This is a genomic window from Janthinobacterium agaricidamnosum (assembly GCF_003667705.1).
Classification (GTDB): domain Bacteria; phylum Pseudomonadota; class Gammaproteobacteria; order Burkholderiales; family Burkholderiaceae_D; genus Janthinobacterium.
Window position 1 is genome coordinate 3488320 of sequence record NZ_CP033019.1, and the last position, 26750, is coordinate 3515069.

A 26750-nucleotide genomic window follows, 5' to 3' on the forward strand; every position below is an offset into this window, starting at 1 on the left:
ATTTCTCCGCCACGGCGGAGTAAAGGATGACAGCATGGTACAGCGTCGCATCGGCCCGGCCGACCTGGTTCCCGGCGAACCCCTGCCCTGGGATCTGTTTCTGGCTGACCACAGCGCCGGCCCGCAACTGCGCAAGGGGCAGATCATCACGGACGGTGCGCAGCTGGGACGGCTCATGCAATTGGGCCTGTACGTGGGCACGCCGGAGCAGCCGTCCGTGTTGCGCTTGCTCAATGAAGCGGCGCAGCGCCTGGAGCGCCTGCTGCTGGCCTTGCGCAGCGAAAGCAATGCCGAGCGCGACGTGCGCGACATCGCCCGCGAACTACTGCGCGCACTCGAACACGATGCCGACATCGCCCTGGCCAGCATCCTGCTCAACCAGATCGCCGGCAGCTACGCCGTGCGCCACTGCATCGAAACGGCCTTGCTGGCCATGCTGGTGGGCCGCAGCATGCACAAGTCCCACGATGAACTCTTATTGATCGGCGCGGCCGCGCTGACGATGAACGTGGGCATGCTGCGCCACCACGACAGTTTCCAGGACCGGCGCGGCCCCCTGAACGACGAAGAAATGCGTATCGTGCGCCAGCATCCACAGGAAAGCACGGAACTGTTGCGCTGCGCCGGCGTCGACGACGAGGAATGGCTCAGTTGCGTGCTGCTGCACCATGAAAACGACGACGGCAGCGGTTACCCGCAGGGGCGCACGGCCGACGAAATCCTGCAAAACGCCAAGCTGATCGGCCTGGCCGACCGCTATTGCGCGCGCGTCTCGGCGCGCAACTACCGCCGCTCCATCGTGCCCGACCAGGCGCTGCAGCACATCTTCCTCGACCAGGGCGTGCCCATCGATCCGCTGCTGGGGGAACGGTTCGTCAATCTGCTGGGCAAGTATCCGCCCGGTACCCTGGTGCGCCTGCGCAGCGGCGAACTGGGCGTCGTCACGCAGCGGGGCGCCGCCCTCGTGCATCCGCTCAGCGACCCGCTGGGCGCGCCGCTGGCCGCCGCCCAGCTGGCGCAGATGACGCCGCGCGACACGGGCGACAGCCAGTTCGCCATCGTCTCGTCGCTGCATGAAGACGATGCGGGCGTGCACTTCAGCATGCGCCATGTGTGGGGCGATGAAGCGCGGCTGTAGTCTGGCCGGGCAACGCCGGCGGCCAGCGCCACCAAATGTTATTTCGCGGTTTTCGGCGGACGGATGCCCGTGTACTGTGCGCTGACGAGCAGCCATTGCTTGTCGACTAGCCGGGCGACGTACCCTGCGCGCATGGCGAAGTTGCGGGCAACCCCTTCCTGATTGACGCGGTAGGACAACCGGGCCGAGATGAGCGCCGTATCGCCAAAGAGGCGCACCGCCGGTTCATCGACCTGGACTTCCGGACTCGGCCGCTTCTGCTCGGGCGCATAGAAGGACAGCATTTTTTCACGCCCGTCCACCTCGCCGACCGGCGATATTTCCACATAATTCTCGGCCGTGACGGCTTTCAACGCGGCTTGATCGAAGCTGCTCTGGGCCTGCGCATGGCGCTGCACCAGGGCCAGCAGTTCCGCATCGGCGGGAGCCGCCTGCGCACCACCCATCGCGCCCAAGGCGCCCAGCAGGCAGGTGGAAAGAAGATATGAAAGGGGTAATCTCATGCGTATGTCATCCTGATCGAGGTCATTGGGAAGCATCCGTTGATGACGGCGCTACCGTCAGCATCGAACACTCGCTTGCGGGCAGCCCATCATGAGGAAACCCACCACATGCTATCGCCTTGCCATTTTCTCGCCCATGCCATTGCGACAAACTGCTGGATCCGGGGATTGAAACGCCATTCCACCGCCTCGGGATGCACATGGCGATGCTTTCAGATATGCCCGCAAGCCCTGCCTCAGCGCGCGTCGGGCAACTTCTGTTGCAGACCAAGGTTGAGCGCCCACTGCTCTTGCACGGAAATGATGCGCCGCGAACTGGTCTTGAGCGAGCCCTCTTGCGTCCACAGAAATGGATAAAAATTCAGACATAGCTCGCCGGACAAGGGCAATTCGGGCAATTCGTCAAAGCCCTCCGCGTCGCCAGGCTGGCGGCCGTAAAACTGCCGCAACTGGCTGGTAAAAGCCCATTGGACAAACATCGTGAAGCCGATCTCCAGCGCTTCCCACTCCAGCGTCTCGGGAGCCAGGTAATACATATTGCCCTGGTCGTCCCCGAGTGCGCCGCCATTGATGGCAAAAAATCCGCCCAGCACGTCGTCGGCGACCAGCAGAAAACCGTCGGCCTTTCCTTTGTTCCAGGCAGCGATATCCCTGCCCAGCCTGGCATGTCCCGACCCCAGTATGCGCAGCCAGCCGTCATCCACCAGGATGCCCCCCGTTTCATAGGCTATCGCCCCCAGGGGAGAACGCGTGGTGACCTGCAGGCTCAGCAGCACATCCTCCCTGCCGGCCGCGGGCGGCAGCAATTCCACCGGCAAGTCGGCCTCGTCGGCCCATTGCCTGATCAGGGGAAACGCCGGGTCTTCGCTATCGAGTAATTCATTCAATGTACGCATGCAATCTGACCTTATCGATGACCGCTTCCGGCGGTCGGAATGTGCACGGCGACGCAGGCACTGTCTGGCGGGCGGGACCCGGCACCGTTCATTTTGCGGACGTCAGATACGCCCGCAAACCATGCGTGAGCACAAAAGGAAACACGCTCGCATGGTCTTCGTCCTCGAACACGCGCAAACGCGTTTTCAGATTCGGAAACTTGCGCGATTTCAGCTTGCCGTCGAATTCGCGCACGTCGGCCACCATGTCGGCGTCTTCCTCGGAGCGCGAACGTTTCTTGCCTGCCGCCAGCTTTTCCAGGCCGCCGATGCCGAAGAACACGGAAGCTGGCAAGTCCTTGTGGCTGGCGGCATACGCCTGCTCGCGGTCGAACATCACGCCAGCGTCGTACCACAGCGACGGACTGCCAAGGATGTAGTGCTCGAAGGTGCGCGGTTCCGTCAGCAAAAATTGCAGGCCCAGCAGACTGCCGTAGGAATGGCAGATAAACACCTTGCGCTGCATATTCACGCGATAGTTACTGGCGATAAAGGGAAACACCTCGCCCGCGATGAACTGGCCATACGCCTTCGCTTCGCCGAACGCCGGCTGCCGCCCCGGCATGTCCGAGCGGTAATCGTGCTTGCGCGGCGTGGTGGGCGTGTAGTCGCGGCGGCGGCTGTACACCCCGCCGTCGCCGTTGGCGTACGACAGGCCGACCACCACCACTTCTTCCATCCCGGCATGCTTGTTCAGGCGCTGCGCGATATTGCGCACGACGGGAAACGCATAATTGGCATCGACGACGAACAGCACCGGGTAGCGTTTATTCCCCTGCCGATAGGAATCGGGCAAGGCCACATACACCTGATAATCGCGGTTCAAGGTTTGCGCATGGATGTCGCGCACTTCCGTATTCTCCAAAACGTAACTGGCGGGGGCGGTGGCGGGGGCGGCATGGGCATTGTTGAGCAGGCAGCAGAGTGCGAGCAGCAGGCTGAGGGATTTCAAACGGGGTTCCTTGACGTAGTCAGTGATGGCGCGATGACATCAACAATCTGAAAAAGAAATGACACTGTTCCAATCATGCCAAAAATACATCCGCACTACAATATCAAAACTCGCCCTCCATGAGCAAGTCTTCCGGCAAGGTCTCTGGCATGAGGGCCAGCAGCGCTGGCGGGATATATTGCACGGCTTGCCGCTCGTCTTCCGCCAGACATTGAAAATCGACGATGAAATGCGCGATATGGCTCAGATACTGCTCGATCAGTTTGCGATACGGCTCGCTGACAAGTTCTGCCTTCAACTCCAGCAGCGTTGCATGGGCGCGCTGGAGGAAAATAGGGATCACGTAATAGTTCTTGCTCAGGAAAAGGCCCGTCACATGGTTGACATGGCACACCAGCGCATACGTCGGGCTGGCCATGCGGTAACACTGGTCCGGACAAAGGCGCGGCGAATTGATATGTTCCTGGTAGCGCCTGATTTCCCGGCGCGCCTCTTTCGCCCCCTCGCGTTCATTGCGCATGGCGCGTCCTTTCAATCTTGTTCACTAGCAATATCCGCCACATGCAGGGGGTGGAACGCGAGCAGGTCGCCATAGCTGGCCACCGCATGCTGCGGATGGTTCGCGATGGTGCCGCTGTAGCAGCCTCGTATTTATCGATGCCGGTCACCTGCACCCACATCCGTTCGCACTGGCCGTCGCCGCGCGCACCATCCTCGGCGGCGAAGCGGAACACGCGTTTCACGCAGGCGCCGATGGGCAGCGCATCGCGTACCGCGGCCGGCGGCGGCTCGATATCCGTCAAATAGCGGGAAAGCCAGACGGCGTCTTCCAGGTAATAGCCCTGTTCGGCAAACGCGGGAAACGGCTTGTCCTTGAAACGCTCCCAGTGTCCCGCCCCGTCATCCCGCTGCGCGCCCCAGCCACGGGGCAAGCCATGCAACTCTGCCAGCAAGTCATCTCTTGGTATCATGTCTGCCAGACAGACAATCTTGACTGAACTTAACATCGTTTCAGTTGAGGCCGCGTGAAATTGCCAATCCCCTTCGTAGTCATGGGACACCAGCACGATGGGAGCGCCGTTCAAGACCTCCGTGGTCGTGAAGCAGGCGGTATTCGGGGCATCGGGGAATTTCCAGGCAGCGCTCATCTTGTCTTGTCCACGGATTCATCCGTTTCAGGCAATTGCCGTGGCGGCGGCTGTGGATAGCGCCAGCAACGCTGCCGACAGGAGAAGCGTACGTATCGTGCCCGCCCCGCTTGCCAACGGCGGCGCCGCAATCGGCCGCACTTACTTGGCCGCCGTCAACTGCACCAGCTTGCGCTCGACAAACGCCTGCAGCTGCGGCGACAGGGTTTGCAAGCCCTTGGCGCGCTCGAACGCCTGGCGCGCCTGGGCCGGGTGGTTGTCCGCTTGCAAGGCGATGCCGAGACCCATCCACCAGACGCCGTTGTCGGGCGCCGCCTGCAGGGCCAGCTGGTAGTGCTCGGACGCTTCGCGGTAGCGCTGCTCGCGCTGCAGCACGCCGGCCAGGAAGGCGTGGTATTCGCCGCTGTCGGCGGCGTACGGCAAGCTGCGCATCAGGGTGTCGAGCGCGGCCGCTCCGCCGTTGGTCTTGTCCAGCTGCAGACGGGCCAGCATCATCGCTTGCGCCGGCTGTTTCGGGTCCAGTGCCAGGCTCAGCTGCAACTGGCGGGCAGCCTCGTCGGGACGCTGCGCTTCGAGCAGCAGGCGCACCAGGGTTTCGCGCGCGCCCTGGTGGCGCGGGTCCAGCTGCAGGGTCTGCTGCAAACCGGGCAACGCTTCGGAGACGCGGCCATCCTGCAACTGGGCCAGCGCGCGCCGGTATGCATTCTCCACGCGCTGCTGCGCAGTCACTTGCTTGCCGTCGATGAGGCGTTCGCTGGCGGCGGGCGCTGCCGTCCTTACAACGGGCGCAGCGGCAGGCTTGGCGGGTTTTTCCGTGACGCGCCGCATTTCGGCGGGCCGCGCCCTGGCGGGCGCCGGGGAAGCTTCCTCGGCCTGGGACACGGGTTCGGGCTCAACCGCCGGGGCGGACACCACCGGCGCAGGCGCTACGGCGACAGGCACAGGAACGGGCACTGGAACGGGTACCGGGACAGGCGCCGGAAGCGGGTTGCTGGCCACATTCACCAGCACGGGCGGCACGGGCGGGCGCTTCAGGTAGACCCAGCCCAGGGCGATGGCCGCCGCCGTCAGGCCGGCAGCGCCGCCGAAGATCAGCGCGCGCGGCAAGCCCCGCTCGCGTTCGGGCACGGAGCGGATGCCGGCCGCGTCGCCGCGTCCATCGGGAGTGCCGCGCGCATCGAGGTCTTGCAACATCTTGTTAATCAGGCTCATCTACAGGCTCATCTTCGTCATCGGTTCAATAAAGTCCAGCTCACGCCGCAGGCGGCGGCCAGCACGCCGGCGCCAGCCAGCCATGGCCAAGGCTTCCGCCACAAGCGCGGCTTGCTGGCCAGGGTATCGCTGGCGGCCAGCGCCACGTGGCGCCCGCTGACCTGCTGCCGCCCTTCGCCATACGCCACCATCAGCGCCTTGTGCGCCATGATGTTGATCAGGCGCGGGATGCCGCCGGAGGCCTGGTACAGCTTGCGCACGCCGCCCCGGCTGAACAGACGCGCGCCATCGAAACCGGCCACGCGCAGACGGTGCGCCACATAGAAATCCACGTCGTCGCGCGACAACGGTCCCAGGTGGTAGTGAAAGGTGATGCGCTGCGCCAGCTGACGGATTTCCGGCAGGGCCAGCTTGACGTCGAGTTCGGGCTGGCCGAACAGCACGATTTGCAGCAGCTTGCGTTTTTCCGTTTCCAGGTTCGTCAGCAGGCGCAGCGCTTCGAGGCTGTCGACGGGAATCGCCTGCGCTTCATCCAGGCACAGCAGCACGCGCTTGCCTTGCGCCGCCAGGTTAAGCAGGCGCAAGTTGAGGGATTTGAGTAGCTGGTGCTGATCCGCATCTTTCTCCAGCAATACATCGAGGTCGTCCGCCAGCGCCAGGATCAGCGATCGGGGCGGCAGGTTAGGATTCGGGATATAGGCCGTGACGAAATCCCGCCCCAGCGATTGCATGAACTTGCGGCACAAAAAGGTTTTACCAGTGCCCACTTCGCCAGTGATCTTGATGAAGCCCTCGCCATTGCGCGCCGCCACCAGCAAGGTGTTGAGCGCCTTTTGCGACTGCGGGCCGTTGAAAAAGAAACTGGTATCGGGCGTGAGGCCGAACGGCGCCTCGCGCAAGCCGAAATGGGCCTGGTACATTTAGCGCCGCTCCGACGGCCGGCGCGGGTCGAGCGCCTCGATGCGTTTGCCCGAATCGAGCAAGTCCTCGTTCCAGCTGTTGGCGCCTTCGACGATGGTGGGCTTGATCAGCACCACCAGTTCGCGCTTCTGGATCACCTGGCCCGTGTTGCGGAACAGCGCGCCCAGCACGGGAATATCGCCCGCGCCCGGCACCTGAGAACGGTCCGAGGTCGTGGCCTGGCGCATCAGGCCGCCGATGGCGACGATCCGCCCATCCTGGCTGCGCACCATGCTGTCCATCTCGGACGTGCTGGAGGCGGCCAGCGGCAGTTTCAGCGAGCCGGCGCTGCCCAGGTCGATTTCCTTGCTGATGGTCGACACCTGGCTGACGGACGGGTGCACGTGCAGGATGATGTTGCCATCCGCATCGATCTGCGGCGTCACGTCCAGCACCACGCCGGAAAAGAACGGCTGCAAGGTCACGTTGGGGCTGGTGGTGGCGCCGCTGGCCGTCGTATTCGTGGTGGTGGACACGCCCGTCACGTAAAACTCGTCCGTGCCTATCTTCAGCACGGCCTTCTGGTTGTTCATGGTGGCGATGCGCGGACTCGACAGCACGTGCACGGAGCCTTGCGATTCCAGGAAGGAAATCATGGCGGCAAAGTTGGCTGTCTGGAACGCCAGGCCGAACATGGAGCCGGCCGCCGTCGCCGCCGAGCTGAGGCCGAAGCCGCTGCTGGCCGTCAGGCCGCTGCCATTCGTCATGTTGGGCGGCTGGCCGCCGTTGAACGGCAGCGGCGCCAGGCTGCCGCCCGGCTGGATGAAGCCCGTCGAGATGCGGTTCGTGTGGCCGCTCTTGATCGAGGCGAACGAGGCCCAGTTGATGCCCGTCTGCGTGTTGTCGTTGAGCTCGACTTCGAGGATTTTCGCTTCCAGGATCACCTGGCGGTCGACGGACAGCTGCGTGGCCTTCAGGTACATGTCGACGTTGCGCAGCTCTTCCGGCATGGCGCGGATGACGATCACGCCCGACTGCGGGCTCAGCACCACTTGCCGGCCGCCCTCGGTGCTGCCGACGATGGCTTCCAGCGCCGCCTTCAATTCCGGCCAGAAGTCTGCCGTGGACGAGGTGGTGAGGTTGCTGCTATCCAGGGTGCGGCCGCCCTGGCCGCCATTCGTCTGCTGGTTCTGCTCGCTATTCTGGTTGTTGCCCTGGTTGCCATTGCCGCCCGAACCGCCCGAATTGGTCGAACCGACCGAGCCCACCGAGGTCGACGACACGCGCAGGTTGGAACTGCCCCTGCGCGCGCCCGTCAGGTAATTGACATGGAACAAGCGCGTCTGCATGGTCAGCGGCTTGATGTAGATCTGCGTGCCTTCGACCTTGTAGTCGTAGCCGTACAGCTCGCGCACGGCGTCGAGCGCCTGGAACAGGGTCACGTCCTTCAGGTTGGCCGAAATCGTGCCGCCGATATCGGGATGGACCAGCATGTTGTAGCGCGTGCCGGCCACGATGGAGGTGAAGAACTGGCGCGCCGGCACATTGTTGAAGGCCACGTTGAAGCGCTCGTCGAGCGCGGCGCGGGCCTTCGGCAATTGCTGGGCCAGGGCCGCCACGGGCGGCAGCAGCGCCGCTTCCACGGCATCGGGCTGGGCTGCCGGCGTGGTGGTGGCCGCCGCGCCCTTGACGGCGTCTGTAATCGCATTATAGGTATCGCGCTTGACGGGCGCGACATTGCAGCCGCCCAGGCCCAGGCTGACGCTGACAAGCGCCGCCATCGTGCTGATCTTGAACATGCTCGCCTTGTGTTGATTGAATTGCTTGGCCACTTCTTCTACTCCTGCTTGCGGTCGGTCTTGCTGTCGGTCTGAGGCGGTATCTTGCTGCCCGGGTACAGCTTGAAGGTTTCCAGTGTTTTACCACGCCGCAATAATACGGCCGTGTCGCGGATCTCCGTCACCACGGCGTCGCCCACCTTGCTGCCGACCTTGACTGTCTGGCCATCGATGACGGCGAGGCGTCGGCCGCCCGGCTGGGTGGAGATGAGCACCGATTGCAGGCGCGGCTGCGCGGGCGCGACGGGAGCGGCGCTGGCGGGCGCCCACAGGGCCGCGGGCGGGCGCGTGGGGTCGTCCAGCGCCTGCGCCTGCACGCCGCTGCAGGCCAGGCACAGCGCCAGGAGCGGCGCCCAGCGGCGCGGCGCGCGGCCGGCGGTCACAGTGCGATCCATGTGTCATCCATGCTGAGGGTATATAAAGTCAGGGTCAGCGTCGCTTGCGGGTAAGTTTCGGCCTCCAGGCGGGCCTGGCCCCAGAAGACCCGCGTCGGCATCGCCTGCAGCGCCTGCATGTACTGCAGCATGTCGGCATAACTGCCCTGCAGCACCACTTCCACGCCATGCCGGTGCAGCAGGGGCGCCGGGGCGCTTGCCTTGGCGGCGCCGTCGCCGGACGCTGCGGCTGCCGGGGAAGCGCCCACGCCACCTCCAGACAAGGTTTTCAGCGCGACCACACGCAGGCCGGCATGCCGGCGCAGCAACTGTTCCAGCAGCGCCACCATGCGTTCGGGCGCCACCAGGCCGTGCTGCTTCTGGCGCAGCTGCTCTTTCATTCTCGCCCCTTCCGCCAGCAGGGCCGCCAGACGCGCGCGCGCATTCTGGTCCGGATCCACTGCGTGCGCCAGCATGGTCAGTTCGATTTCCTTGGCGATGGCTGCCTTCTGGTTTTGCTTTTGCGCAATGCTCGCATGCAGCGCCGCGCGTTTCGCGAACAGCGGATTAAAGAACAAAAAATAGAAGACGAACAGGAGCGCGGCCACGCCCGCGCCGAACAGCATCAGCCGCTCGCGCCGGCTGAGGGCGTCGAAGGCAGCGGCCCATTTTTTCAGCAAGGGCTGCATCAGTGTTTTCCTCCCGCTGCCGCGGCGGACGCCGCAAGCTGGCTTGATGATTGCAAGCTGAAAGTCACATACGGCGCCGCCGGTGCCTTGCCTTCGGTGACCGCCGGCACCGGCGGCTGGCCGATGTCGAGGCTGGCGAAGCTCTTGCCTGCCAGCACATCCTGCTGGCCCAAACGCGTGATATACGCGGGCAGCAGCGACGCGCGCAAGGCGCGGCCCTGCAAGCCGAGTTCACTGCCGGCACCGGCGATATTGATGTTCGTCAACCATACGCCTTCCACCCTGGCCTGCGCCAGCGCGCGGAAATAGCCGGCAAAGCCCTGGGTATTGCCCATTTCGCCACTAGCCAGCACGGCCGACGCATCCAGCAGCAACTGGCGCTGCGCCTCGGCGGCCGCGACTTCCTGCGCCAGCGCCGGATCTTTCTTGCGTGGCGGAAAATCACGCAAGGCCTGGTCGCGCCTGGCCTCTTCTTTTGCCAGCGCCGCCTGGACATCCGCGTCCTGGCGCTGCAGTTCCGTCAGCGAGCGCTGGCCCAGCACGCACAGCAGCAGCAAGCCCAGCGCCAGCGCACCGAGGCAGGCGCCGGCGGTGCGCGCCGACATCTGGTGGGTCGTCTGTTCGAACTGGGGGTTGAACAGATTGATCTGCTGGCTCATGCGCCCTTCCCTTCGCTCTTGCCCGGGAGCATGCCCCCCTCGCGCAAGGCCGCGCCCAGCGCCAGGAAGTAGCGCGCCTGCATGTCCGGCTCGCGCAAGGCGGCAACCCGGGAAAAGTCAAACACCTGATTCAAGTCCAGCCGTTCGACCGGCATGTACAGATTATCGGCCAGATAGCCGTGCAAGCCATCGCTGGCGCCCGTCATCAGCATCAGGCGCGAGAGCGAAATGAAGTGGAACTGGCGGTCGAAGTGGTCGAACGAGCGCTGCAGCTCCAGGGTGACACGATCGTAATACTGGCTGGCGTCGGGAGAGTGCAATTGCGGCAAGGTCACATCGATGCGGCGCGCCTGGTACAGCTCGCCATTGAAACTCATGGTCAGCAAGCCGCCGTCGCCATCGAAGGACAGCACGGCGATGCCGCGCCCCGGCGTTTCCAGCAGGGTGGCGATATTGCGCTGCGCCATTTCCGGGATATCGATCACGGACAGGCCGATCTTGCATACGCCATACAGCCCCTGGCGCCGCGACACGGCGCTGTTGCGCGCGGCGACGGCAAACACGCTGCTGCCGCGCTGGGTGCCGTTCGGGTCACCGGGGATGTCGAACACGTCGATGGTGGCCTCGGCCAGGGGAAAGTCCAGCATGTCCTTCAGGCGCCAGCCCACGGCCGTCTTCAATTCCTCGCGCGGCACAGCCGGCGCTTCCAGCGACAGCAGCTGGTACTCGCCGCCGGCCAGCACGGTACTGCAGTGGCGCGCCGCGGCCTGCAGTTCCTTGCCCAGCTTTTCCAGCACTTCGGCCGACGCGGGCCGTTCCGCCGCCTGGTAACTGGCGCACAGCACGCGCGGCAGGCCGTCGGCGGGACGCTCGACAACGACGGCGCTGACACCTTCGCGGCCAAACGCCGTCGCCAGCCAGCCATCGTATTTTCTTGCTCTTGCGAATAAACCCATGCGAACTATCCAGTGTAAGTGCCTGCCCGACTTGTCGCGCAGATAATGCATCAAGCCAATTCTAATTCATGAAACCAATTTTGTTGTGTAAAAACAATAAATTAGCGATCTTTTTTTCAAGCAGTTGACCTTACTGCGACAGCACGGCCTGCAGGCGGCGCTGGACGTAATCGGGGTTGTTGCCCGCGTGCGGACATAACGGCTCGGCCGCGGCCGGCTGGTTGCAGGACGTGGCCGTGATGGTCCAGCTGCTCAGTGTGCCCGGACCCGTGGCCTTGACACACTGTACGCTGACAGAAAAGGAGGACAGCGATGTGCCTGCCGGCAAGGCAAACGACACGGAAGGAGCGCAGTTTCCATCGATCAGCTGGCTGTACACGCCCCACTCGATGCCGGCGCGCGCGGCCTGCTCGGCGCGCACGCCCTGCACGTCCATCGCCGATTCAACTTGCTGCAGGGTAAACACGTTCACCATCACGGCGCCCAGCCCCGCCAGCACCACCAGCAGGAAGATGGCCGTCACCAGGCTGAAGCCGCGCATGCGGCGCGAGGGAAATATTCTCATGGCGCTCATGGTGTGTTACTGACCTGTACCTGCTGCACCAGGCGCAGCGTGCCGGTATTGCTGTTTTCCGCGCCGAGGCTCAGGACGATGCTGAGCAGGCCGCGCGGCCCGTTCTTCAACACCTCATAGGTAAAACAGCCTTCGGGGGGAGCCTCTGTTTGACCAGACCGCGTCACCGTGTTTTTCAGGATTTTTTGCGCCAGCAGTGCGCGCACGGGGGCCGTTAACAAAGGCGCCGCCGCCGCATCGAGCGGCTGCGTCGCCTGGATGACATAGCCGGAATAACGCATCAGGGTACCGGCCTGCGGATCGCAAACATAGCTGACAGGCGTCGTCACCACCTGAAAACGGTGCGATGGCGAGGGGAACTTCAGCGGCGCCTGCGCGAGGAAGGGATTGCTCTTCAGGGTCACCAGCGTGCCGCTGACGGCATCGACCTGCGCCAGATTGCAGATGCCGGCGTTGACGGCACAGCCGTAGGCATCCGGCAGGTTGTCGCCCATATTGTAGACGGCGATAAAGTCGCCGGGCGCGATCTCCGGCGCGCTCCCGACGACGGTAAATTGATTGGCGTTCGCGCCGGCGGCGACGGGATTGAAGGCCAGCACGGCTCCGAGACCCGGTGCATCGTCCTCGGACAGGTAGCGGCCGCCCGATTTCGTCAACAGCAACTCCAGGTATTTCCCGTCCGCGCTGACGCGCACGCTGTTCGGCAGGGCAAGGCGCACGTCGCGCGCGATGCGCCGCGTGGCGGTATCGGCCAGGTCGGCCAGGTCGGCGCGGGCATTGGCATCGATATAACCTTGCACGGGCAGGCGGATGAACATGGCCACCATGCCGCCGATGATGCCCGTGATGACGATCACAATGATCATCTCCACCAGGGTAAAGCCGCGCGCGCGGCGCCGGAAAGAAGAGGTATTCATGGGATGCTGTTCGGCGCGTAGCGCGTGCGATAGCCGTCGAGTACGACCTGCTGCTTGTCGCCATAGGCGACGCTGACCTGGATATGCAGCACCTTGGGCGCCGCGATGCCGTTCAGCGCAACGGTATTGATGCTCACCGTCGCCGCATACTGGCCGGCAAGCGCTGAGAACGGGTTGCCGGCCACATCCGTGGTGTATGTCGAGGTTCCGCCGTCGCTGGCCACGTAATCATTGACGTTGTCGTAAGGCCGCTGCGTGGTGGCGCCCTGTATGCCAAACGCTTCCTTCGTGGCGCAACCGGCCTCGCCGGTCGCCGTCTCGGCTGCCGGGTCGTCCACTGCGCAATAAGTGAAGCGCGCGCCCTCGATTTCGTCGAGCATGCCTTGCGCAATGGCCAGCGCCTGCTTGCGCAGCTGCGGGTCGACGCTATTGCGCGTCGTCAAGCTCATCACGCCAAGGATGGCCGTCACCGCCACGCCCACGATGACGATGAAGAGCACCAGTTCGATCAGGGTCACGCCGGCCTGGCCGCGCCTGGCGGCACGGCGCCTAGCGGTACACATAGCCGGTCTCCGGTGCGACGTTGACCTGGTATTGCTGCCCGCCCACAACCACGGTCAGCACCAGGATAGTGGAAAAATCGCCGTACGCCGCGTAATACGGGCGCCCCAGCGGGTCAAAGTAAAACCCCGCGCCGCCCGTCAGCGTAACGGCCGCAGGCCATCCTTCGCACAGCCAGTTGCTCCTGTCGCTGCAAGCGAGCAGTGTTTCCTTGCTGCCGCTGTTCGTGCCGGCGGGCGGCACCACCTTCTGCGCATCGCTGCAAGCGGCGTCGAAGCACAGCGCCACGCTTTTGCCGTCGATGCGCACAAACACGGGACGGTTTTGCGCCACCGCAAGCTTTTGTCCATAGCGCACGATACTCGCCACCTGATCGCTGGTACTGCGCGCATCAAAGGCATCGCGCTGGAAAAACCGCGAAACGGCAAACGTGGCCAGCAGGCCGGCGATCACCAGCACAGCGACCAGTTCGATCAGCGTGAAGCCGCGCGCGCGGCGCCGCAGCCTGGGCCGCGAGAGCGTCATACGTTGCGGCAAGGTGGTCGATGGCAGGGACAATGGCAATACCCGTAAAAAAGCCCAACCGGCATGGCCTGGCGTTGGGCGGGCGGAAAACATGGCGTGGCCATGCCGGCTTGCCGGCATGGCAGCTGCACGCCCGGATTAGCTGCAGTTGGCCGAGGTCAGGGCCGTCGCGTCAACCACCGCCGGCAGGACTGGCGTGGTGCCTGACGCAGCCACGGCAGTCGTATAGGTCACCTTGCAACTTGTATGCTTGTTATCAGGCAACACCGTCAGCACGGTTCCCGTCGCCGCAACGGTGGTCGTATCGTAGTCAACCAGACCGCCTGCCGCCGAGGCGATGCCAGGCGATGCGATGCCGGGGTAGCCGCTGATGCCCTTGATGTCCGTACCTTCCATGTTGACGGCAACGGCGTCGGCAGGCGAACCCTTGACCAGCCATTGTGCGTGGAACAGGGCCGAACCGGATTTCAAGGCGCCCGCTGCCGCCTGCATCTTGGCGATGCGCGCATCGGTCGACATGTCGACGAATTTAGGAATGGCCGTCGCTGCCAGGATACCCAGGATCACGATGACGACGACCAGTTCAATCAGGGTAAAACCCGCCTGGGAGCCGCTTTTCATACTACGTAAGGATTTCTTCATACCAGCTTCTCCAAAATCAAATAAAAACATCAAAACCAACGCCATGAAACGTGCGCTGCACGGCACGCCGTTGCAGCGCGTCAGGCTATTTCCACACCACAATATCGGGTTCCTGGACGAGCTTGTCAATATCGGCGTCTGCACCTGGCAAGATTACCTTAAATTTCACTGCATCAAGCTCTGAACCGGGAAAAATATTGCCATTACTAAACAAATAGATGATTTTTTGTTCTTTTCTGTCGTACAACCAATTCCCGCCGGGTAATTCATCGAGCACGGGGGCATCGAATTCGCCCAGGTAGTTGGCTGGCTTGTCGGCCAGCCAGTCGAACGGGTTTTGCCGCGCCAGCGCCGGTATGCGCGCGCGCCCGTCCGCCAGGTACAGCTGCAGCACCTGCACCCGCAAGCCGGTGCGCAAGGCCCCCAGCGTCTGCGCCATAGCCAGCTGCTGCGCCTGCTGCTGGTAGTAGCCGGCCCGGTTCAGGAACACGCCCACCAGGATGGCGAACACGCTCGCCACGACGGCCAGTTCGAACAGCGTGAAACCGCGCTGGCGGGCAGGCAGCGCCATCAGTGCAGGGCCGCGCGGCCCAGGTCCCAGATCGGCAGGAAGATGCCCAGCGCCAGCACCAGCACCATGGCGCCGAGGAAGACGATCAGGATCGGCTCGATCTGCGCCGACAGGGTTTTCAGCTCGTAATCGACTTCGCGCTCGTACATGTCCGCGATCTCGTCCATCAGGTCGTCGAGCGAACCGGACTCCTCGCCCACGGCGATCATCTGCAGCACCACGGGCGTAAACACGCCGGCCGCCACCGAGGTGCGCAGGATGCTTTCGCCCCGCTCCACGCCGTCGCGCATCTGCTCCACGCGCGCGCTCAGGTAGGTGTTGTCCACCGTTTGCGCCACCACCGTCAGCGCCTGTACGATGGGCACGCCGCTGGTGCTCGACAGGGCGAAGCTGCGGGCGAAGCGGGCCATCGTGCCCTTCAGGATGATCTTGCCGGCAATCGGCAGGCGCAGCTTGGCGCGGTCCCATTTATACAGGCCCTCTTTCGTGCGCAGCCAGGCGCGCCAGCCGAAAAAGCCGCCCACGCCCAGCATCAGCAGGATGGGCCAGTAGGTCACCGTGAAGCGCGAGATGCCGATCAGGAAGCGCGTCATCAGGGGCAGTTCCGCGTGGAAGCTGGCGAACACTTTTTCGAACTGGGGAATGACGAAGATATTCACCACGATCATCGCGGCGACCATGGCGAAGACGACGAAGCTCGGGTAGCGCGTGGCCGACTTGACGCGCGCGCGCATGTCGCGGTCGAATTCCAGGTGATCGAACAGGCGCAGGAAGACCTCATCGAGGCGCCCCGTCATTTCGCCCACGCGCACCATCGACAGATAAAACGGCGTGAAGATGGCGGGATGGCGCGCCATGGCGGCCGACAACTCGCGCCCCGCATCGAGCGATTCGCGCACGTCCTTGATGATGCGCCCGAACGCGGGGCTGATGGCGGATTCCTGCAGGCCGGCCAGTCCCCGCATGATGGGCACGCCCGCCTTGAGCAGGGTGTACAGCTGGCGGCTGAACAGCTGCACGTCCATGGGCGTGACTTTTTTCTCGGTCAGCTTGTCCCACCAGCCCAATTTGCTGGCGCCGGCGCCCGCCACCGTCTGTTTGGTGGCGCTGATGTCGACGGGCGTACTGCCGCCCGCCATCAACTGATCGGCCACGGCGCCGCTGTCGGCGCCCTCCATCACGCCCGTCAGCAGTTCGCCGTTGGCATTGCGCGCTTTGTAAGCAAAAAACGCCACGTCAATCCTCGCTCTGGTTGCTGATGCGCATCGCTTCCATCACCGTCGTGCGGCCTTGCACCACCAGCTGCACGGCGTGGCGGCGCAAGGTGTCGCCGGCCATCTGCGCCGTCGCCACCTTCATGAAGTGCGATGGATCGGCATGGTTGGCGGCATCGGCCACGGCGCGCGTAATTTCCAGCAATTCGTACACGCCCGTGCGGCCCCGGTAACCCATGCCATTGCAATGCGAACAGCCTTTGCCGTGGAAATACTGGTTGCGCTCGACCAGCTCGCCCAATTCCAGGCGCAGCCATTCGTATTCGTTCGGCGTGGGCTGGTACGGCGTGCTGCAGCTTTCGCAGATCACGCGCACCAGACGCTGCGCCAGCACGGCTTGCAGCGAGCTGCCCACCATGTAGCGGGGCACGCCCATGTCCATCAGGCGCAGCGGCGTGCTGATGGCGTCGTTCGTATGCAGGGTCGACAGCACCAAATGGCCCGTCATGGCGGCGCGCAAGCCGATTTGCGCCGTTTCCTGGTCGCGCATCTCGCCGACGAGCACGATGTCGGGATCTTGCCGCAAGGCCGAACGCAGCACTCTGGCAAAGTTCAGTTCGATCTTGTCGTTGACTTGCACCTGGTTGATGCCGGGCAAACGGTACTCGACGGGGTCTTCCACCGTGATGAGCTTTTTTTCCACGGAATTGAGTTCGGACAAGGCGCAGTACAGGGTCGTCGTCTTGCCGCTGCCGGTCGGCCCCGTCACCAGCACGAGGCCGTTCGGGCGGCTGACGATGGCGCGGAACTGCTGCACCAGCTTGGGCGGCATGCCGATCGCGTCCAGGCGCAAGGTCGTGCCGCCCTGGTTCAGCAGACGCATCACCACCGATTCGCCGTACTGCGTCGGCATGGTGGAAATACGCACGTCGATGCGCTGGTTTTTTACGCGGATGGCGAAACGGCCGTCCTGCGGCAAGCGCTTCTCGGAAATATCGAGGTCCGACATCAGTTTCAGGCGCAGCGCCAGCGAACTGGCGATCTTGCTGTCCGCTTCCGTCTGCAGGTGCAGCACGCCGTCGATGCGGAAGCGGATCTGCAGCCGGCCTTCCTGCGGCTCGATGTGGATGTCGGAGGCGCGCACCTGCGTGGCATCCTCGAACACCGATTGCAGCAGCTTGACGATGGGCGCCTCTTCCAGGCCCGGGTTGGCGGCCAGCGCGCCGAAGTCGACGGACACGTCGCCCAGATCCTGCTCCAGCTCGCGCGTCAGGGTCGAGATGTCTTCCGTGCGGCGGTAGATGCGGTCGATGGCGGCCAGCACTTCCGTTTCATTGACCACGGCCAGCTCGATCTGGCGCTTGACCAGGCGTGAGATTTCATCGTACGCGAACAGGTCGGTGGGATCGGACATGCCGACCAGCAAGCCCTCGCGGCGGTCTTCCAGCACCAGCGCGCGGAAGCGGCGCGCCTGGGTTTCCGGCAGCAGCCGCACCAGTTCGGGATTGATGTTGAAAAACTTCAGATTGATATAGGGAATGTCGAGCTGGCGCGCCAGCGCGCCCGAAATCTGCTCTTCCGTGACGAAGCCGTGCTCGACAAAAACGCGGCCCAGCTTGCGTCCCGAACGCTTCTGTTCCGTCAAGGCCTGGCCCAACTGTTCTTCCGTCAGCAACTTCTGCTGCACCAAAATTTCACCGAGCCGGACTTTCTCTGGCCTTGCCATTGCTTACTCCTCGACAAACAAATTTCACAGAAGATACACGCCTGCGGCGCGCACAGGCATTTTATTCCAGAACCTGTTGTTTCTTAAAGAAAATACATTCCATCATTTGATTTTTGCGCATTTCAACACGATGCAAGGAAACACTTGCCGCCCGCCTGCGCCCATGGCAATAATGGCGGTCGTTCACCGTCTTCCCTGCCGACCATTGCCCCTATGAACGCCTGCGCCATCGAGTTCCACAACGTACATCTGCAGCTGGCGGGCAGCGCCGTGCTGCGCGGCGTCGACCTGCAGGTGCGCGCGGGTGAACTGTTCGGCCTGGTCGGCGTGAATGGCGCGGGCAAGACTTCCCTGCTCAAATGCCTGCTCGACTTTTGCACGCCCGAGCGGGGCGAGATCGCCATTTTCGGACGGCCGCACCGGCATGGCGCGGCGCGCCAGCCCCTGTCGTTTCTGCCGGAACGTTTCCAGGCGCCTTATTACCTGACGGGCGGCGACTTCCTGCGCTACCTGTCGCGCCTGCACGATGTGCGGCCCGATGCGCACGCCGTGCGGCAAGCCCTGGACGCGCTGGACCTGGCGCCGGACGCCTTGCTGCGTCCCGCGCGCGCCTATTCGAAAGGCATGATGCAGAAACTGGGGCTGGTCGCCTGCCTGCTGTCGGGCAAGCGGCAACTGGTGCTCGATGAACCGATGAGCGGACTCGACGCGAAGGCGCGCGCGCAATTCAAGCAGGTGCTGCGGCAAGCGCATGCGCAGGGCCGCGGCGCCCTGCTCACCTCGCATGCGCTGGCCGATGTGGAAGAATTGTGCGACCGCATGGCCATCCTGCATGCGGGCCGCATCGTATTTACGGGCACGCCCGCCGAATGCCGCGCCCGCCATGGCGGCACGGAAGACGCCAGCCTGGAGCAGGCTTTTCTCAATTGCATCGCGGCATGAACACCGACACGCAGGTTTCCAGCCACTACGCGCCCTCGCCGTACGGCATGTATCTGCGCCATTTCGGCTTGCGCACGGCGCCGTTCGGCATCACGCCGGACCCGGCCTTTTTCTATCCCGGCAATACGCGGGGCGAACTGCTCGATGCGCTGCTGTATGCCGTCACGCAAGGCGAAGGCATCATCAAGCTGACGGGAGAAGTGGGCAGCGGCAAGACCATGCTGTGCCGCATGCTGGCCGAACGCCTGCCGCCCCAGGTCGACGTGCTGTACCTGCTCAATCCCTGCCTGGAGCCGGACGAAGTCCTGCACACCATCGCTGCCGAACTGGGCCTGGAACTGGACGGATGCCGCGCCGATGCCGCGCTGCGCGCCCTGCACGGCGAGCTGATCGCCAGGCATGCGGCCGGGCGCCAGGTGGTGCTGCTGGCCGAAGAGGCGCAAGCCATGCCGGGCGCCACCCTGGAAGCGCTGCGCCTGCTGACGAACCTGGAAACGGCCAGCCACAAGCTGCTGCAAATCGTGCTGTTTGGCCAGCCGGAATTGCAGCACACCCTGGACTTGCCCCAGTTCCGCCAATTGAAGGAACGCATCACCCACAGTTTCACCGTGCCGCGCCTGCCGCAAGCCTTGCTGAACGATTATCTGGCGTGCCGCCTGGCCGCCGCCGGCCGCCTGGCGCCGCTCGTTTTTACGCCTGCCGCGCTGCGCCGGCTGGCGCGCGCGGCGCAGGGCATCGTACGCAGGGTCAATATCCTGGCCGACAAGGCCTTGTTGGCCGCGTTTGCGGACGATGCGCAGGAAATCAGCGCGCGCCACGTGCGCCTGGCCATTGCCGACAGCCCCTTTCACCGCCCGCCCTGGCATGCGGGCAAGCTGCTGGCAGGCGTCTTGAGCGCGCTGATGCTGCTGCTGGCTGCGGCACTGCTGTGGCAATGGCTGGTACCGGGCCAAACGGCGGCTATCTCGGCCCCGGCTGCCGTCCCACGCGCACCGCTGCCGGCGCCGTCGACGCTGCTCGACAGCAAGCTGGCCGAATCGCGCGACTGGCTGACACGGCAAAGGCCGCAGCAACTGGTGCTGCAAATCGCCAGCCTGCCCGCCACCGAAACGGCCGCGGCGGAAACTTTCCTGCAGCAGGCGCAGCAAGCGATCGGCCTGCGCGATCTTCACGTGTTTCGCCTGCCTGGCGCAGCGCCCGCAAACGCCATCGCGCGCCTGGACATCGTCTACGGCAGCTTCGCCGACCGGGCCAGCGCCGAAGCCGTTTGGGCGAGGCTGGCCCCCTCGTCGCCACAGAAAATATTGCTGAACGACATAGATAGTATCCGTACGGAAATGAAAGCCACGGCACCGCTACAAACGACGCGTGGTAGCCCCTGACTTTATTTCGGTATATTGCCTCCGGAGCCCGCACAGCCGATTGATTTTAGGCGATCATGCTGGGTAAAATTGCAAAGGCACAACACGACTCCAAGGGCGAACTTTTCATGAATCAACTCCCTATTCCTGTGCTGGCCTCCTGGGTCGCCCTCGCCTGCGGCACCGTGCTGTCCGGCTGCGCCACGCATCAAATGCCGCTGTCGCCTGCCCACCTCAATACCGCGCCCGTCGCCGGCGGCGCCATTCCCGAACCGGTGCAGCAAAGCAGCGCGCTGGCCGCGCCCTTGCCCGCGCCCAAGGTGGAAACCTACAGCGTCACCGTGCACAAGGTGCCCGTGCAATCGCTGCTGTTTGCGCTGGCGCGCGACGCGGGCATGAATATCGACATCCACCCGCAGATCGAAGGCAGCGTCACCCTGAATGCGCTGAACCAGACCCTGCCGCAATTGCTGGCACGTATCGGCAAGCAAGTCGATATGCGCTACGAAATCGATGGCAAGAACCTGACGGTGCTGCCCGACGCACCCGTATGGCGCAATTACAAGATCGATTACGTCAACATCGCGCGCAGCACCAACAGCAGCGTGAATATCGCTACGCAAATTTCCACGGCGGGCGGCGGGTCGAACAACGCCAGCAATCCCGTTGGCAGCACGCAAGGCAGCGGCGGCAACGGCAATAACAATTCGACCACCCTGGTCGTGAATCGTTCGGAAAATAACTTCTGGTACAGCCTGGAAAAAAATATCCGCGACCTGCTGCGCGACACCACGCTCAACGACGTGCAGGTCGACCCGCTGGCGCAGCTGAACCAGCAATTGACGGCCGCACAGGGCAATACGCCAGGCCAGCAGGGACAAGCGGGTCAGCCAGGCCAGCCGGGCCAGCAGCAGAATCAGAGCGGCAGCCAATACGGCAGCCAGGCGCCGATGCAGACTGGCGGCCAGTATGCGCCAGGCCAGCAGGCACCCAACCAGAATGCGAATCCTGGCCAGCAGCTCGACGCGAACGGCCTGCCGCTATTAAAACTGGCCAACAAGGGCAGCCCCTCGTCCGTCGTCGTCAACGTGGAAGGCGGCTTGATCGCCGTGCGCGCCACGGGTCGCCAGCACGAAAAGATCGCCGAATTCCTCGATGCCGTGTTGCATAGCGCCAAGCGGCAAGTGCTGATCGAGGCGACCATCATCGAGGTGCGCCTGAGCAATGAATATCAGCAAGGCATCAACTGGTCGCGCCTGACGGGCAGCCTGAGCCTGAACCAGGGCCGTGTCGGCACCCTGCCCCTGCCCAGCGGCGTGCTGCCGGGTACGTCGCCCGGCATCTTCGTGCTCAACTACATGAAGGATAGTTTCAGGACCACCATCCAGCTGCTCGAATCGTTCGGCAAGGTGAAAGTGCTGTCCAGCCCGAAGATCAGCGTGCTCAACAATCAAACGGCCATGTTGAAGGTGGTCGACAACAATGTCTTCTTTACCATCAAGGTGACGCCGGCCGTGATCAGTTCGACTGGCACCATCACCACGCCCGCCACCTATGAGTCGAAACTGGAAACGGTGCCCGTCGGCTTCGTCATGAGCGTCACGCCGCAGATTTCCGACAGCGACGAAGTCACGCTCAATGTGCGCCCCACCATTACGCGCATCGTGGGTTATGTGCAAGACCCGAATCCGGCCCTGGCCACGGCCAGCGTGATCAGCCGCGTGCCCGTGATCCAGGCGCGCGAGCTGGAATCGATCATGAAAGTGGGCAATGGCCAGATCGCCGTGATGGGCGGCCTGATGCAGGATTCCATCGACAATGCCAAGGATGGCGTGCCCGGCCTGTCCAGCCTGCCCGTCGTGGGCAATTTGTTTACCTATCGTAATGAGGCAAGCAGCAAGACGGAGCTGGTGATCTTCATGCGCCCCGTCGTGGTCAAGGATGCCAGCATCGAAGGCGATTACCGCGACTACCGTTACCTGCTGCCCGGCCAGGCGCCGCTCAACAGCCAGCCGTACACGGATGGCCCGCCGGCGCCAGCCCTCCAGCCGCAGGCACGCCTGCAGGGAGACGTCCCATGAGCTTGTTGATGCAGGCGCTCAAGAAAGCCGAGCGCGCCAAGCAGAACAGCCTTTCCGACGAAGAACTGGAAAAGCCGTCCGAAGCCTACGACCAGGTGCTGGAACTGGCGCCGGCCGACGCCCTGCCGCCCCGCCCCGCGCCTGCCGCGCCACCGCCCGCGCAGCCGGCAAGCAGCTTGCGCCTGGAACCGCTGCAGGACGCTCCCGCGCCGCAGCCCGAGCCCAGCGGCGCGCAGCCCGGTTCACAGCAAGGCACGCAACCTGGCCCGCCCCCCGAGCCGCCGCGCGCCCGTCCGGAACCGCCGCCCGCCAAGCCACGCGCCAGCCGCAGCAATCCGCCGCCGAAAGGCCCCACCGGCCCCATCAGCGTCGACCCGGCCACCGTGCGCCTGGCCGTGCTGCTGGCGATCCTGCTGCTGGTGGCGGGATCGATGGCGTATTGGTACTGGCGCGCCAGCAGCAGCCCCGGCGCGGGCGCCAACCTGCCCGGCGTACCCATGCCGCTGACGGACGCCCCGGGCACGGCCGGCGTTGCCGGCCCCATCGTGGTGCTGCCCGGGGCCGGCGGCGTTCTGCCGGACGCCCCGGCGCCCGCTCCGCTGCCGCAGGACGCGCCGCGCGAACAGCGCCCGCCAGCCGGCGCGGCGGAACAGCAGGCGATGATCCAGGCCGCCGCGCAAGCGGCCGTGGCCGCCCAGCTGGCGCAACTGCCGCCGCCTGCGCAGCCCAGCCTGCCACCGGTAGCCGCGCCCGACAATAGCCAGATCCAGGTGCTGCGCAACGATACGGCGCCGCAAATCAACCCAGGCGTGCAGCAAGCCTACCAAGCCTTCAACGGGGGCCAGCTGGGCCTTGCTCGCCAGCAATATGAAAGCGTGCTGCGGCAGGATGCCAACAACCGCGACGCGCTGCTGGGCCTGGCGGCCGTGGCCCTGCGCGAGAACCAGGGCGCGCAGGCGGCGTCGCTGTACGTGCGCTTGCTCGAGATAAACCCGGACGATGGCGTCGCGCTGGCCGGCCTGATCGGCCTGCGCCAGGGCGACGTCGTGCAGAGCGAAGCCAGGCTGAAAGCACTCCTGGCCCGTACCCCCGACAGCGGCCCCGTGCTGTTTGCCCTGGGTAATGTGTATGCCAAGCAGCGCCGCTGGAACGAAGCGCAGCAGCAGTTTTTCCGCGCCTACGGCGCCGCGCCCGGCAATCCCGACTATGCCTTCAACCTGGCCGTGGGCCTGGACCGGTTGAACCAGCCCAAGCTGGCCGCCACGTATTACCAGCGCGCCTTGACCCTGGCGCAAACGACGCCCGCCGCCTTCGACCAGGCCGTCGTGCAAACGCGTTTGCGCGAACTGGCGGCCCCCGCACCGGCAGCACCGGCCCCTGCCGAGCCGGCCACCATCACACCCCGTCAGGAATAAGCACTACATGGCAGAACAGGCAAAACTTCCGCTGGGCAAATTGCTGATCCAGAAAGGGGTGATCAGCGAAGACCAGTTGCGCATCGCCCTGATCGAGCAGCGGCGCAGCAGCGAACCGCTGGGCAAGCTGCTGATCACCCTGGGCTTCGTCACGGAAGCCACTGTGCGCGAGGCCCTCAGCGAAAACCTGAAACAGGTCAGCGCGGACCTGTCGAGCCTGGTTGTCGACGCCATCGCCCTGAAGCTGATTCCGAAGGACGTGGCCAAGCGCTACCGTGTCTTTCCCATCGTCTACGAGCGGCAGGCGGACAATCTGATCCTGGCCATGGCCGACACCAGCAACATCGTCGCGCTCGACCAGATCAGCGCCATGCTGGTCAAGGGCATCACGATTTCCACCGTGCTCGTCAACGAATCGGACATTTCGCGCGCCATCGACCAGTACTATGGTTTTGAATTGTCGATCGACGGCATCCTGCACGAAATCGAAACGGGCGAAGTCAGCTATCAAAGCATGGCGTCGCCGTCGGACGAGTACAGCCAGCCCATGGTGCGCCTGATCGACGCGCTGCTGGCCGACGCCGTGCAGAACGGCGCCTCGGACATCCATTTCGAGCCGGAACAGTCGTTCCTGCGCATCCGCTACCGCATCGACGGCATCCTGCGGCAAATCCGCAGCCTGCACAAATCGTACTGGCCGGCCATGGCCGTGCGCCTGAAGGTGATGTCGAACATGAATATCGCCGAAGCGCGCGCGCCGCAGGATGGGCGCATCAGCATCAAGTTTTCCGGTCGGCAAATCGACTTCCGCGCGTCCGCGCAACCCACGACGCATGGCGAAAACGTCGTGCTGCGCGTGCTGGACCGGCAAAAGGGCATCGTCCCGCTGGACGGGCTGGGCCTGGCCGAAGCGGAACTGAACTTGCTCAAACTGATGATCGCCCGTCCCGACGGCGTGATCCTCGTGACGGGCCCGACAGGCAGCGGCAAGACCACCACCCTGTATTCGATACTCAACCATATCAATACGGAAAGCGTCAACATCATGACCCTGGAGGACCCGGTCGAGTATCCGATGAACATGATACGCCAGACCTCCGTCAACGAATCCGTCAAGCTGGGCTTTGCCGACGGCATCCGCTCGATGATGCGGCAAGACCCGGACATCATCCTCGTGGGCGAGATCCGCGACCGCGAAACGGCGGAAATGGCCTTTGCCGCCGCCATGACGGGCCACCAGGTGTATTCCACTTTGCATACGAGCTCGGCCATCGGTTCCGTGGCGCGCCTGCTCGACATCGGCATCCTGCCCGACATCATGGCCGGCAACATCATCGGCATCGTGGCGCAGCGCCTGGTGCGCCGCTTGTGTCCGCATTGCAAGGAAACCGTGATCGCCGACGACGTCGAGCGCCGCCTGCTGGGCCTGGCAGCAAGCGATGCGCCCGCGTCCATCTGCCGCGCCGTCGGCTGCGAGCGCTGCGCGCACCAGGGCTACAAGGGCCGCCTGGCCATCATGGAAATCCTCAAGATGACGGCTGAACTCGATGAATTGACGGCGCGCCGCGCCAGTTCGCGCGAATTGAAGAACGCGGCGCGCGCGGCCGGCTTCAAGGGCATCGTCGACGACGGCGTGCGCCGCGTGCTCGAAGGCGTGACCACGCTGGAAGAAGTGGGCCGCGTGGTCGACTTGACGGAAAGGCTGGCCTGATGGCGCAATATGTCTACCGCGCCATGGATGCCGCCGGCGCATTGATTCCCGGCAGCATGGAGGCGGCCAACGTGCCGGACCTGGAAGCGCGCCTGCACCGCATGCAGCTGGACTTGATCGACTGCAAGATCACGGGCCAGTATCTGGTGCTGCTGGGCAAGCGGGTCATCCACCGCCGCGACCTGATCAACTTCTGCTTCCACATGGAACAATTGACGGGTGCGGGCGTGCCCATCCTGGAAGGCTTGAACGACTTGCGCGAAAGCACGGACCACCCGCGCCTGCGCGAAGTCGTCACGGATCTGATCGAAAGCATCGAAGGCGGCTTGCCGCTGTCGGGCGCGCTGGCCCAGCATGGCGACATCTTCGACGCCACGTTTACCAGCCTGATCCTGGCGGGCGAACAGAGCGGCAAGATCGCCGAAGTGTTCAAGAACCTGTCGGAAAGCCTGAAGTGGCAGGACGAGCTGGCCTCGCAGACGCGCAAGATCGTCATGTACCCGGTCATCGTCGCGCTGGTGGTGGCGGGCGTGACGTTTTTCCTGATGATTTATCTGGTACCCCAGCTGACGGCCTTCATCCGCAACATGGGCGGCGAGCTGCCGCTGCACACGCGCGTGTTGATCTTTGTATCGAATGTGTTCATCGATTACTGGTATGTGCTGCTGGCCTTGCCCGTGCTGCTGTTTTTCGGCCTGCGCGCCCTGATCCGCCGCAGCGAGGCGGCCCGCTATGCGTGGGATGGCTTGAAGCTGCGGCTGTGGCTGGTCGGCCCCGTGCTGCACAAGATCATCCTGGCCCGCTTCGCCACTTTTTTTGCCCTGATGTATGCTTCCGGCATCACGATACTCGAATGCATCCGCCTGTCCGAAGGCATCGCCGGCAACCAGGTGGTGGCGGCCGGCCTGCGCCGCGCCGCCCAGCTGATCAGCGAAGGCCATGGCGTGACCGCCGCCTTCCAGCATACGGGCATCTTCCCGCCACTGGTGATCCGCATGCTCAAGGTGGGCGAGGCCACGGGCTCGCTGGACACGGCCTTGCGCAATGTCAGTTACTTTTACAACCGCGAAGTGAAGGAATTGATTGAAAAAGTGCAAGCCATGATCGAGCCGGCCATGACGGTCATCCTGGGCCTGCTGCTGGGCTGGATCATGCTGTCAGTGCTGGGGCCGATCTACGACACCATCAGCACGATGAAAACTTGAG

The 26750-nt window shown here is 64.1% G+C and carries 27 protein-coding genes; 7 read left to right on the forward strand and 20 right to left on the reverse strand.

Translation table 11 applies throughout. From position 1 onward, the window contains the following. The first annotated feature begins 34 nt into the window (after positions 1–34). Positions 35–1138, forward strand: a complete 1104-nt coding sequence (locus D9M09_RS15730) for an HD-GYP domain-containing protein (RefSeq protein ID WP_070220233.1) — start codon at positions 35–37, stop codon at positions 1136–1138. Positions 1139–1176: 38 nt separating this feature from the next. Here the strand turns inward: D9M09_RS15730 and D9M09_RS15735 are convergent, their stop codons facing one another. From D9M09_RS15735 to D9M09_RS15830, 20 genes are all read right to left on the reverse strand, one after another. Further along, positions 1177–1641, reverse strand: a complete 465-nt coding sequence (locus D9M09_RS15735; protein WP_162995717.1) for a nuclear transport factor 2 family protein — start codon at positions 1639–1641, stop codon at positions 1177–1179. 236 nt (positions 1642–1877) lie between these two features. Beyond that, on the reverse strand, positions 1878–2537 hold the full coding sequence (locus D9M09_RS15740; protein WP_121669832.1) for a DUF2625 family protein: 660 nt from the start codon (positions 2535–2537) through the stop codon (positions 1878–1880). Between the two features lie 88 nt (positions 2538–2625). After that, on the reverse strand, positions 2626–3528 hold the full coding sequence (locus D9M09_RS15745) for an alpha/beta hydrolase (RefSeq protein ID WP_121669833.1): 903 nt from the start codon (positions 3526–3528) through the stop codon (positions 2626–2628). Between the two features lie 103 nt (positions 3529–3631). After that, positions 3632–4048 carry a hypothetical protein gene (locus D9M09_RS15750; protein WP_070312052.1) on the reverse strand — a complete coding sequence of 139 codons (417 nt, stop codon included), beginning with the start codon at positions 4046–4048 and terminating at the stop codon, positions 3632–3634. Further along, a complete protein-coding gene (locus D9M09_RS15755) occupies positions 4038–4676 on the reverse strand; it encodes a hypothetical protein (protein WP_121669834.1) in 639 nt (212 codons plus the stop codon). Before D9M09_RS15755 ends, D9M09_RS15750 begins: the two co-directional genes overlap by 11 nt. Positions 4677–4817: 141 nt before the next feature. Beyond that, complete coding sequence (locus tag D9M09_RS15760) at positions 4818–5888, reverse strand: tetratricopeptide repeat protein (protein ID WP_070291535.1); 1071 nt, start codon at positions 5886–5888, stop codon at positions 4818–4820. Between the two features lie 17 nt (positions 5889–5905). Next, positions 5906–6808 carry an ExeA family protein gene (locus D9M09_RS15765; RefSeq protein WP_070312055.1) on the reverse strand — a complete coding sequence of 301 codons (903 nt, stop codon included), beginning with the start codon at positions 6806–6808 and terminating at the stop codon, positions 5906–5908. After that, the gene (mshL, locus tag D9M09_RS15770; RefSeq protein ID WP_070220282.1) at positions 6809–8587 is read right to left on the reverse strand and encodes a pilus (MSHA type) biogenesis protein MshL; all 1779 of its coding nucleotides are present in this window, start codon (positions 8585–8587) and stop codon (positions 6809–6811) included. It lies immediately after the preceding gene. Positions 8588–8625: 38 nt separating this feature from the next. After that, complete coding sequence (locus tag D9M09_RS15775) at positions 8626–9021, reverse strand: MSHA biogenesis protein MshK (RefSeq protein ID WP_121669835.1); 396 nt, start codon at positions 9019–9021, stop codon at positions 8626–8628. Beyond that, complete coding sequence (gene gspM, locus D9M09_RS15780) at positions 9006–9689, reverse strand: type II secretion system protein GspM (protein WP_070220254.1); 684 nt, start codon at positions 9687–9689, stop codon at positions 9006–9008. Before gspM ends, D9M09_RS15775 begins: the two co-directional genes overlap by 16 nt. Next, positions 9689–10348: a PilN domain-containing protein gene (locus D9M09_RS15785; protein WP_121669836.1), complete on the reverse strand. Its 660-nt coding sequence runs from the start codon at positions 10346–10348 to the stop codon at positions 9689–9691. The genes gspM and D9M09_RS15785 overlap by 1 nt, the downstream gene beginning before the upstream one ends. Next, positions 10345–11304: an agglutinin biogenesis protein MshI gene (locus D9M09_RS15790; protein ID WP_070312058.1), complete on the reverse strand. Its 960-nt coding sequence runs from the start codon at positions 11302–11304 to the stop codon at positions 10345–10347. The genes D9M09_RS15785 and D9M09_RS15790 overlap by 4 nt, the downstream gene beginning before the upstream one ends. Before the next feature lie 130 nt (positions 11305–11434). Continuing rightward, positions 11435–11869, reverse strand: a complete 435-nt coding sequence (locus D9M09_RS15795; RefSeq protein ID WP_227741989.1) for an agglutinin biogenesis protein MshP — start codon at positions 11867–11869, stop codon at positions 11435–11437. A 5-nt stretch (positions 11870–11874) separates the two neighbouring features. Further along, positions 11875–12795 carry a prepilin-type N-terminal cleavage/methylation domain-containing protein gene (locus D9M09_RS15800; protein ID WP_121669837.1) on the reverse strand — a complete coding sequence of 307 codons (921 nt, stop codon included), beginning with the start codon at positions 12793–12795 and terminating at the stop codon, positions 11875–11877. Further along, positions 12792–13358, reverse strand: coding sequence for a type IV pilus modification PilV family protein (locus D9M09_RS15805; RefSeq protein ID WP_121669838.1), 567 nt, complete (start codon positions 13356–13358; stop codon positions 12792–12794). Before D9M09_RS15805 ends, D9M09_RS15800 begins: the two co-directional genes overlap by 4 nt. Continuing rightward, a complete protein-coding gene (locus D9M09_RS29695; RefSeq protein WP_162995718.1) occupies positions 13345–13881 on the reverse strand; it encodes a pilus assembly FimT family protein in 537 nt (178 codons plus the stop codon). The genes D9M09_RS15805 and D9M09_RS29695 overlap by 14 nt, the downstream gene beginning before the upstream one ends. 138 nt (positions 13882–14019) lie before the next feature. Further along, positions 14020–14502: a type II secretion system protein gene (locus D9M09_RS29975; RefSeq protein ID WP_205602259.1), complete on the reverse strand. Its 483-nt coding sequence runs from the start codon at positions 14500–14502 to the stop codon at positions 14020–14022. Positions 14503–14608: 106 nt separating this feature from the next. After that, positions 14609–15094: a type II secretion system protein gene (locus D9M09_RS15820; RefSeq protein ID WP_070291526.1), complete on the reverse strand. Its 486-nt coding sequence runs from the start codon at positions 15092–15094 to the stop codon at positions 14609–14611. After that, a complete protein-coding gene (locus tag D9M09_RS15825) occupies positions 15094–16329 on the reverse strand; it encodes a type II secretion system F family protein (protein ID WP_121669841.1) in 1236 nt (411 codons plus the stop codon). Before D9M09_RS15825 ends, D9M09_RS15820 begins: the two co-directional genes overlap by 1 nt. Position 16330: 1 nt before the next feature. Next, positions 16331–18034, reverse strand: a complete 1704-nt coding sequence (locus D9M09_RS15830) for a GspE/PulE family protein (protein WP_070291524.1) — start codon at positions 18032–18034, stop codon at positions 16331–16333. A gap of 213 nt (positions 18035–18247) precedes the next feature. Between D9M09_RS15830 and D9M09_RS15835 the strand changes: the two genes are divergently transcribed. The 6 genes from D9M09_RS15835 to D9M09_RS15860 all read left to right on the forward strand — a co-directional run bounded on the left by D9M09_RS15835 (position 18248) and on the right by D9M09_RS15860 (position 26749). Then, on the forward strand, positions 18248–18976 hold the full coding sequence (locus D9M09_RS15835) for an ABC transporter ATP-binding protein (RefSeq protein ID WP_121669842.1): 729 nt from the start codon (positions 18248–18250) through the stop codon (positions 18974–18976). After that, positions 18973–20358, forward strand: coding sequence for an ExeA family protein (locus tag D9M09_RS15840; protein WP_240453390.1), 1386 nt, complete (start codon positions 18973–18975; stop codon positions 20356–20358). The genes D9M09_RS15835 and D9M09_RS15840 overlap by 4 nt, the downstream gene beginning before the upstream one ends. 107 nt (positions 20359–20465) lie before the next feature. Beyond that, positions 20466–22418, forward strand: coding sequence for a pilus (MSHA type) biogenesis protein MshL (locus D9M09_RS15845; RefSeq protein ID WP_240453391.1), 1953 nt, complete (start codon positions 20466–20468; stop codon positions 22416–22418). Further along, positions 22415–23833, forward strand: a complete 1419-nt coding sequence (locus D9M09_RS15850; protein ID WP_240453392.1) for a tetratricopeptide repeat protein — start codon at positions 22415–22417, stop codon at positions 23831–23833. Before D9M09_RS15845 ends, D9M09_RS15850 begins: the two co-directional genes overlap by 4 nt. Positions 23834–23840: 7 nt before the next feature. Continuing rightward, complete coding sequence (locus D9M09_RS15855) at positions 23841–25544, forward strand: GspE/PulE family protein (RefSeq protein ID WP_121669843.1); 1704 nt, start codon at positions 23841–23843, stop codon at positions 25542–25544. After that, positions 25544–26749 (forward strand): type II secretion system F family protein, encoded by a 1206-nt coding sequence (locus tag D9M09_RS15860; RefSeq protein ID WP_070224564.1) that lies wholly within the window; start codon positions 25544–25546, stop codon positions 26747–26749. The genes D9M09_RS15855 and D9M09_RS15860 overlap by 1 nt, the downstream gene beginning before the upstream one ends. Position 26750 lies beyond the last annotated feature (1 nt).

Excerpts from the sequence above, each read along its gene's own strand:
- D9M09_RS15820 (WP_070291526.1), bottom strand. The coding sequence starts at position 15,094 with ATGGCGCTGCCTGCCCGCCAGCGCGGTTTCACGCTGTTCGAACTGGCC.
- D9M09_RS15795 (WP_227741989.1), bottom strand. The coding sequence starts at position 11,869 with ATGAGAATATTTCCCTCGCGCCGCATGCGCGGCTTCAGCCTGGTGACG.
- D9M09_RS15805 (WP_121669838.1), bottom strand. The coding sequence starts at position 13,358 with ATGTGTACCGCTAGGCGCCGTGCCGCCAGGCGCGGCCAGGCCGGCGTG.
- D9M09_RS15755 (WP_121669834.1), bottom strand. The coding sequence starts at position 4,676 with ATGAGCGCTGCCTGGAAATTCCCCGATGCCCCGAATACCGCCTGCTTC.
- gspM (WP_070220254.1), bottom strand. The coding sequence starts at position 9,689 with ATGCAGCCCTTGCTGAAAAAATGGGCCGCTGCCTTCGACGCCCTCAGC.
- D9M09_RS15840 (WP_240453390.1), top strand. The coding sequence starts at position 18,973 with ATGAACACCGACACGCAGGTTTCCAGCCACTACGCGCCCTCGCCGTAC.
- D9M09_RS15830 (WP_070291524.1), bottom strand. The coding sequence starts at position 18,034 with ATGGCAAGGCCAGAGAAAGTCCGGCTCGGTGAAATTTTGGTGCAGCAG.
- D9M09_RS15765 (WP_070312055.1), bottom strand. The coding sequence starts at position 6,808 with ATGTACCAGGCCCATTTCGGCTTGCGCGAGGCGCCGTTCGGCCTCACG.
- D9M09_RS15860 (WP_070224564.1), top strand. The coding sequence starts at position 25,544 with ATGGCGCAATATGTCTACCGCGCCATGGATGCCGCCGGCGCATTGATT.
- D9M09_RS15735 (WP_162995717.1), bottom strand. The coding sequence starts at position 1,641 with ATGAGATTACCCCTTTCATATCTTCTTTCCACCTGCCTGCTGGGCGCC.
- D9M09_RS29975 (WP_205602259.1), bottom strand. The coding sequence starts at position 14,502 with ATGAAAAGCGGCTCCCAGGCGGGTTTTACCCTGATTGAACTGGTCGTC.
- D9M09_RS15835 (WP_121669842.1), top strand. The coding sequence starts at position 18,248 with ATGAACGCCTGCGCCATCGAGTTCCACAACGTACATCTGCAGCTGGCG.
- D9M09_RS15785 (WP_121669836.1), bottom strand. The coding sequence starts at position 10,348 with ATGAGCCAGCAGATCAATCTGTTCAACCCCCAGTTCGAACAGACGACC.
- D9M09_RS15760 (WP_070291535.1), bottom strand. The coding sequence starts at position 5,888 with ATGAGCCTGATTAACAAGATGTTGCAAGACCTCGATGCGCGCGGCACT.
- D9M09_RS15800 (WP_121669837.1), bottom strand. The coding sequence starts at position 12,795 with ATGAATACCTCTTCTTTCCGGCGCCGCGCGCGCGGCTTTACCCTGGTG.
- D9M09_RS15750 (WP_070312052.1), bottom strand. The coding sequence starts at position 4,048 with ATGCGCAATGAACGCGAGGGGGCGAAAGAGGCGCGCCGGGAAATCAGG.
- mshL (WP_070220282.1), bottom strand. The coding sequence starts at position 8,587 with ATGTTCAAGATCAGCACGATGGCGGCGCTTGTCAGCGTCAGCCTGGGC.
- D9M09_RS29695 (WP_162995718.1), bottom strand. The coding sequence starts at position 13,881 with ATGACGCTCTCGCGGCCCAGGCTGCGGCGCCGCGCGCGCGGCTTCACG.
- D9M09_RS15740 (WP_121669832.1), bottom strand. The coding sequence starts at position 2,537 with ATGCGTACATTGAATGAATTACTCGATAGCGAAGACCCGGCGTTTCCC.
- D9M09_RS15730 (WP_070220233.1), top strand. The coding sequence starts at position 35 with ATGGTACAGCGTCGCATCGGCCCGGCCGACCTGGTTCCCGGCGAACCC.
- D9M09_RS15845 (WP_240453391.1), top strand. The coding sequence starts at position 20,466 with ATGAATCAACTCCCTATTCCTGTGCTGGCCTCCTGGGTCGCCCTCGCC.
- D9M09_RS15790 (WP_070312058.1), bottom strand. The coding sequence starts at position 11,304 with ATGGGTTTATTCGCAAGAGCAAGAAAATACGATGGCTGGCTGGCGACG.
- D9M09_RS15855 (WP_121669843.1), top strand. The coding sequence starts at position 23,841 with ATGGCAGAACAGGCAAAACTTCCGCTGGGCAAATTGCTGATCCAGAAA.
- D9M09_RS15850 (WP_240453392.1), top strand. The coding sequence starts at position 22,415 with ATGAGCTTGTTGATGCAGGCGCTCAAGAAAGCCGAGCGCGCCAAGCAG.
- D9M09_RS15775 (WP_121669835.1), bottom strand. The coding sequence starts at position 9,021 with ATGGATCGCACTGTGACCGCCGGCCGCGCGCCGCGCCGCTGGGCGCCG.